The organism is Mycoplasma sp. HU2014 (assembly GCF_001199495.1).
Taxonomy (GTDB): domain Bacteria; phylum Bacillota_I; class Bacilli_A; order Mycoplasmatales; family Mycoplasmataceae; genus Mycoplasma.
On the sequence record NZ_LFYS01000037.1, the window covers coordinates 1 to 7,639 of the forward strand.

The window sequence follows — 7,639 nt, forward strand, 5'->3', positions numbered from 1 at the left end:
AAAAAATATAAGTTTTTTAAACCTGTAAATAAAGATGTTTTTTATGAATTGGATGTAGCAAAAATAAATGAAGATGAAAAATACGATGGATATTATGTTTATGAAACAAATAGAACTGATTTATCTGTAGTTGATATTGTAAATTTATATTCAAAACAGTGACAAATTGAATCTAATTTTAAAACGTTAAAAGGTAAATTGTCACTTCGTCCAATGTATCTATCAACATGAAATCATATTGTTGGATATATATGTCTATGTTTTGTATCTTTAGTATTTTTAAATTATGTAATTTATCTTTTAAATTCTAGATTAGAATTGCAAGGTAAAGATAGAATTACTGAACATAAAATGATTAACGTTATTAAGGATGTCAAAGAAATTGAGGTATTTGTAAACAAACAAAAAACAGAAACAATACAAGTGTTTAATGATGAGTTAAAAGAAAGTTGAGATACTTATCACACTCTTTTAGAAGTTTTAAAAAAATAACAGTTGACTTATAAATTTAGGTTTATAAGTTTAAACTGTTATTTTTATGCTTAAAGTGGGAAACGTAGGAAGAAATAAAATATTGTGTTAATTATTGAGTCTGGAATAAAATATTGTGTTAATTATTGAGTAATCATAATATAAAATAAATTTATATTATAAAAATTAACAATTAAATAAGGAGTATTAATATGAATAAAATTGAATGGTCATCAATATTACATATTCAAAAATCAAACATGGCATATTGTTATGATGAAAATACTATTCACTTACTTTTAAAAACTAAAAAAGATGATTTAGCTCATGCTAAAGTTTATTATCAAGATCCTTTTAATTGAGGAAATAATTTAAAAGAAGTAGAAATGAGAAAAATCGGTAGCACAGATATTCATGACTTCTGATTTGTTGAAATTTATCCTGAACACAAAAGATTAGCTTACTTTTTTGAATTAACTGGAGTTCATGGAGATAAATGTTTATTAAATCAAAACGGAGTTCATGATTTTGGTGCATTTGACTGAATTAAAAATGATTCTCAATTTAAATTCCCTTGAATGAATAAAGAAGATGTTTATAAAGCACCTGATTGAGTTAAAGACACAATTTGATATCAAATCTTTCCTGAAAGATTTGCAAACGGTAATCCAGAAATAAATCCACCTAACACATTAAAATGAGCAAGTGTTAATCCTGGATCAGATAGTTTCTTTGGTGGAGATTTACAAGGAATTATTGATCATTTAGATCATTTAGTTGAATTAGGAATTAATGGATTATATCTATGTCCTATATTTAAAGCTAGATCAAATCATAAATATGACACACTTGATTATTTTGAAATCGATCCAAACTTTGGAGATAAAGAAACATTTAAAAAACTAGTTGATGAATGTCATAAACGTGGAATTAAAGTTATGTTAGATGCCGTGTTTAATCACGTTAGTTATTGACATCCTTTCTGACAAGACGTAGTAGAAAATCAAGAAAAATCAAAATACAAAGATTGATTCCACATTAAAAGATTCCCTGTTCCAAAAATGCACTTAGAATGACAAAATATCGATCACTTAGATCTAAGTTATCACACATTCTCATTTATTGGAGATATGCCAAAATTAAATACAGGAAATCCTGAAGTTAGAAAATATCTTTTAGGTGTTGGTAAATATTGAGTTGAAAACTTCGATATCGATGGTTGAAGATTAGATGCTCCAAACGAAGTTGATCATAGTTTTTGAAGAGAATTTAGAATAGAATTAAACAAAATTAAAAAAATCTATATTCTAGGTGAAATTTGATATGATTCAAATCCTTGATTATTTGGTGATCAATTTGATGGAGTAACTAATTATGTATTAACTGGTCCTGTGGTTGGATTTTCTGTTGGACATATGAGTCCAGAACACTTTAAAAACAAAATAGTTAAATTTTTAACTATGTATCAAGCAAATGTAATTCCAAACATGTTAAACTGTATGGATAGTCACGACACTCCAAGATTATTAAACTCTTGTGGTCATAATGTTGATAGATTTAAATTAGCATTCTCGATTCTATTTACATTAAGTGGAGCTCCAAGTATTTATTATGGTAGTGAGATCGGACTTGATGGAGAACATGATCCTGGAAATAGAAAATGTATGATTTGAGATAAATCAAAATGAAACATGGATGTTTTTGAACATATGAAAAAACTATGTAAAGTTAGAAAAGAACACCCAGTATTAGGATCATATGGATTATTAGAATTTGGTGTAACTGACAATGAAAAACAATATGTTGAATACTTTAAATTTGATAAAGATAATAAATATATTGTAATGATTAATAACTCTGATAAAGAATCAATAGATATTGATCGCTTCAATTTAGAAAACAAAATTGAACTACTAACTGATGAAGTTCAAACAAGTAATGTTGTTAATTTAAAACCACTTTCTATGAAAATCTTTAAGCTAAAATAAAAAATATTAATAATTTTTAAATGCTAGTTAACCTAGCATTTTTTAATTTTAAAAAAACTTATGCTATAAGTAATTATTCTAGTATTATATTATTAAAATAAATAGTAACTACAACTTTACTAAAAACAAAAAGTGATATCAAGATATAAATTTATATATAAGGAGATCTTAAATGAATACAATTGAGAAATCAGCTATTTTGCATATCCCAAAATCAAACATGGCATATTGTTATGATGAAAATACTATTCACTTACTTTTAAGAACTAAAAAAGATAATATAAAAGAAGTAATTGTTCATAATGGAGATATTTTTAATTGAGATGATGATCTAAAACCGAGTTATATGAAAAAAATTAGATCTAATAATATTTATGATTTTTGATTTGTTGAACTTTATCCTAAATACAAACGTTTAGCTTACTTTTTTGAGTTAACTGGAGTTAATGGTGATAAATGTTTATATAATGAAAAATCAATTTATCCAATAGAGTATTATTGAAAAGTTAGAATTGAAAATCAATTCAGATTTCCATGAATGCATCCTGAAGATATCAATAAACACCCTAAATGAGTTAAAGATATTATTTGATATCAAATTTTTCCAGAAAGATTTGCAAATGGTGATCCATCAATAAATCCAGAAAATACATTAGAATGAAATTCTGCAGATCCAACTGATAAAAATTTCTTTGGTGGAGATCTACAAGGAATTATTGATCATTTAGATCATTTAGTCGAACTTGGAGTTAATGGATTGTATTTATGTCCAATTTTTACAGCAAAAACAAATCATAAATATGACACTACTGATTATTTTGAAATCGATCCTAACTTTGGTGATAAAAAAACATTTAAAAAACTAGTTGATGAATGTCATAAACGTGGAATTAAAGTGATGTTAGATGCAGTGTTTAATCATTTTGGATATTGACATCCTTTCTGACAAGATGTTTTAGAAAATCAAGAAAAATCAAAATATAAAGATTGATTCTATATTAACAAGTTTCCTGTTGAAAGAATGGATGAATCTTTAACTGAAAATAAAGATCTAAATTTACCATATCACGCATTTTCATTCACTGGATTCATGCCAAAGTTAAACACTGCGAACCCTGAAGTTAGAAAGTATTTATTAGATATTTCTGAGTATTGAGTTAAAGAGTTTGAAATTGATGGTTGAAGATTAGATGTTGCAAATGAAATAAGTCACGATTTTTGAAGAGATTTCAGAAAAGTTGTAAATAAAGAAAAAAGAACATATATTTTAGGTGAAATTTGAAATGATTCTAATGTTTGATTACAAGGTGATCAATTTGATGGAGTTATGAATTACACACTAACTAGTTCAATTATTGATTATGTTGGTAAAAGAAATATCTCAACAGATGAGTTTAAAGAACATATTAATAGTTTTTTAGTGCAATATCCAGCAAATGTACTACCTGCAATGTACAATTGTTTAGATAGTCATGACACAGCTAGGTTTTTAACTATATGTCAAAATAATATAGATAGATATAAATTAGCATACTCAATTCTATTTACTTTTATTGGATCTCCAAGCATTTATTATGGAGATGAGATTGGAATTGATGGTGAACATGATCCAGGTTCTAGAAAATGTATGATCTGAGATAAATCACAATGAAACTTAGATATTTTAAATCACATCAAAAAACTAGTTAAACTTAGAAAAGAACATGTGGTATTAGGATCATATGGAGATTTAGAATTTGCTGAATCTAATATTTCACAAGATTATTTAGAATACTTTAGATTCGATAAACAAAACAAATATGTTGTAATGATTAATAACTCAGAAAGTGAAACATTGACTATTGATCATTTAGATTTAGAAAATAAAATTGAACTACTAACTGATGAAGTTCAAACAAGTAATGTTGTTAATTTAAAACCACTTTCAGCAAAAATCTTTAAGCTAAAGTAAAACGTTTCAAGTTAATGACACTTTATTTAAAAATATTATTTATATTTGGATAATTATTTAAAAAAAATTTATTATCATTAAAATAATTAATAGTTACGTATTTTAAAAAAGCTAATGCGTGCAATAAAACATAATAAATATTTTATTTATAAGGAGAATAATAGATAAATGAAATTAATTGAGAAATCAGCCATTTTACATATTCCAAAATCAAATATGGCTTATTGTTATGATGAAAACACGGTTCACTTACTTTTAAGAACTAAAAAAGACGATCTAAAAGAAGCACTTGTTCACCATGGTGATCCTTTTAATTGAGATAACGATATGAAAGCAACACGTATGAGAAAAGTTAGAACTACTGAAATTTATGATTTCTGATTTATTGAACTTTTCCCTAAATTCAAAAGATTATGTTACTTTTTTGAACTAATTGGAGTTGATGGTGATAAATGTTTATATAATGAAAGAACAGTTTATCCAATTGAACTTTTTGACATAATTAAAAACGAAAACCAATTTAGATTCCCTTGAATGAATGCTGAAGATATCACTAATCTTCCTAAATGAGTTAAAGACACTATTTGATATCAAATTTTTCCTGAAAGATTTGCAAATGGTGATCCATCAATAAATCCAGAAAATACATTAGAATGAAATTCAACAGAACCTACAAGAACTAATTTCTTTGGTGGAGATCTACAAGGAATTATAGATCATTTAGATCACTTAGTTGAACTTGGAATAAATGGATTATATCTATGTCCAATTTTTAAAGCAAAAACAAATCATAAATATGACACAATTGATTATTTTGAAATTGATCCAAACTTTGGAGATAAAGAAACATTTAAAAAACTAGTTGATGAATGTCATAAACGTGGAATTAAAGTGATGTTAGATGCAGTGTTTAATCATTTTGGATATTGACATCCTTTCTGACAAGATGTTTTAGAAAATCAAGAAAAATCAAAATATAAAGATTGATTCTATATTAACAAGTTTCCTGTTGAAAGAATGGATGAATCTTTAACTGAAAATACAGATCTAAAACTTCCATATTATACATTTGCATTTACTGGATTCATGCCAAAAGTAAATACAGGAAATCCTGAAGTTAGAGAATATTTATTAAAAGTTTCTGAATACTGAGTTAAAGAGTTTGATATCGATGCTTGAAGATTAGATGTTGCCAATGAAGTAGGTCACAAATTCTGAAGAGAATTTAGAAGAATTGTTAACAAAGAACAAAAAACATTTATTTTAGGTGAAATTTGAAATGACTCAAATGCTTGATTACAAGGTGATCAATTTGATGGAGTTATGAACTATGTGTTAACTCGTTCAATTATTGATTGTATTGCTAGAAGACATATATCAACTCAACGTTTCAAAGATCGTATAAATAATTACTTTGTTCGTTATCCAATGAATGTTCTACCTGGAATGTTTAACTGTTTAGATAGTCACGATACTACTAGATTGTTAACAGCATGTAAAGATAATATAGATAGATTTAAATTAGCGTATTCTATTTTATTTACATTTATTGGTGCTCCAAGTATTTATTATGGTGATGAAATCGGACTTAATGGAGAAAATGATCCAGATTGTAGAAAATGTATGATTTGAGATAAATCACAATGAAATATGGATATTTTCAATCATATGAAAAAACTATGTAAACTTAGAAAAGAACACCCAGTATTAGGATCATATGGATATTTCGAATTTTCTAATGTTGAAGCTGATGAACATTATCTAGAGTACTTTAAAATTGGAATGTATGATAAATATTTAATTATGGCGAATAATGCTGATAGAGAATTAAAACTTGATCACGTTAAACTAAAAGGTCATGTTGATTTATTATCAGATGAAGTTGAAACAACTGATGTAGTTACTCTAAAACCATTATCAATGAAAGTGTTTAGATTTAAAAATGAAGATTAAAGGTGTAATTTTTGATTTAGACGGAGTAATTACAGATACTGCACCATTACATTTCAATTCTTGAGCACAAGCTGTTAAAACAGTTGGTATTGATAATTTAGATAAAAGTTTTTTAGATAAATTAAGAGGAGTAGGAAGAGCTGATTCACTTGATTTAATTTTAAAAACTTATGATATTAAAATTAGTCAAGAAAAGTTTAATGAATTATTAGAATATAAAAATAATTTATACAAACAAGGATTAAAAAAAGTTGATCGCTCTTGAATACTGCCTGGTGTATTAGAATTTATTGAACAATTAAAATCTAATGATATTAAAATTTGTTTAGGTAGTGCTAGTCATAATGCTAAAAATATTCTAACTAAATTAGAGTTACTTAGTTATTTTGATCAATTAGTTGATCCATCTAAAATTATTAACACTAAACCTGCTCCCGATATCTTTTTAAAAGGTGCTGAGTTATTGAACTTAGATGTTGATCAATGCGTTGTAGTTGAAGATGCAAACGCCGGTTATCTTGCTTCTAAAGCAGCTCAAATCAAATGTATTGGTATTGGAATTAATGCTGATATTTCAATTAAATCTACAGAAGAATTATCAATTGATTTATTAAGCTAATAAAATCTATAACTTATAAAAAATTAACCCCGTAACCGAAACTTAGATTTCAGAAAAGGGGTTTTTCATATTTTTAATGTTATAATATAAAAGTTCTACCTAATATGACTATAGAAAAACTTGAAAATTAAGCAGTTTTTTATAAATAACCTTAAAATGTATAAGATCAAGCATGAACAATTACTTAAAATTAATTTAAACAGACATGGAATAAGTTAAAAAAAACTATTATTTTATGTCTTTTTTTATGTTATAATATAGATATAATGCTATATAAAAGGAAAAGAGAGATAAAATGGCGATACCTTTAGAAATAAGACAGGTTGCAAGACCTAAAAACACAGTTGTAAAAGATTATTTTGGAAAATATAAAGTTGTAAAAAGAACTAGTAAATACGTTAACGGAAAAGCTATACCAGTTGATCTGGAAATAGTTGGTGAAATAATAGATTTTCAATTTGTACCTTTTGAAACACCAATTCCAGTTGGTCAAAGATCAAAAAAGAAAAAAGAATTAATCGAAACAGGTACTGATGTTAAAGAGTATGGAAACGTTGCAATATTTACAAAAAACAGTGAAGATATTTTAGAAAAATTATTGAAACATTTTGATGATGTAACTGCCTTAAAGCTTTATGTTATTGCATTGATAAGATG

At 25.9% G+C, this 7,639-nt stretch carries 5 protein-coding genes and 1 pseudogene; all 6 read left to right on the plus strand.

Translation table 4 applies throughout. The features are described from left to right. Positions 1-492, plus strand: a 492-nt coding sequence (locus AB668_RS02055; protein WP_152908028.1) for an IS1634 family transposase, incomplete at its 5' end; no start/stop codon positions are given. 191 nt (positions 493-683) lie between these two features. Beyond that, positions 684-2,459: a glycoside hydrolase family 13 protein gene (locus AB668_RS02060; RefSeq protein WP_050517409.1), complete on the plus strand. Its 1,776-nt coding sequence runs from the start codon at positions 684-686 to the stop codon at positions 2,457-2,459. Positions 2,460-2,631: 172 nt separating this feature from the next. Then, positions 2,632-4,410: a glycoside hydrolase family 13 protein gene (locus AB668_RS02065; protein ID WP_050517410.1), complete on the plus strand. Its 1,779-nt coding sequence runs from the start codon at positions 2,632-2,634 to the stop codon at positions 4,408-4,410. A gap of 168 nt (positions 4,411-4,578) precedes the next feature. Then, a complete protein-coding gene (locus tag AB668_RS02070; protein ID WP_050517411.1) occupies positions 4,579-6,363 on the plus strand; it encodes a glycoside hydrolase family 13 protein in 1,785 nt (594 codons plus the stop codon). Then, positions 6,353-6,982 (plus strand): beta-phosphoglucomutase, encoded by a 630-nt coding sequence (gene pgmB / locus AB668_RS02075; RefSeq protein ID WP_050517412.1) that lies wholly within the window; start codon positions 6,353-6,355, stop codon positions 6,980-6,982. Before AB668_RS02070 ends, pgmB begins: the two co-directional genes overlap by 11 nt. Before the next feature lie 295 nt (positions 6,983-7,277). Next, positions 7,278-7,639: pseudogene (locus AB668_RS02080) on the plus strand (transposase); the annotation flags it as partial.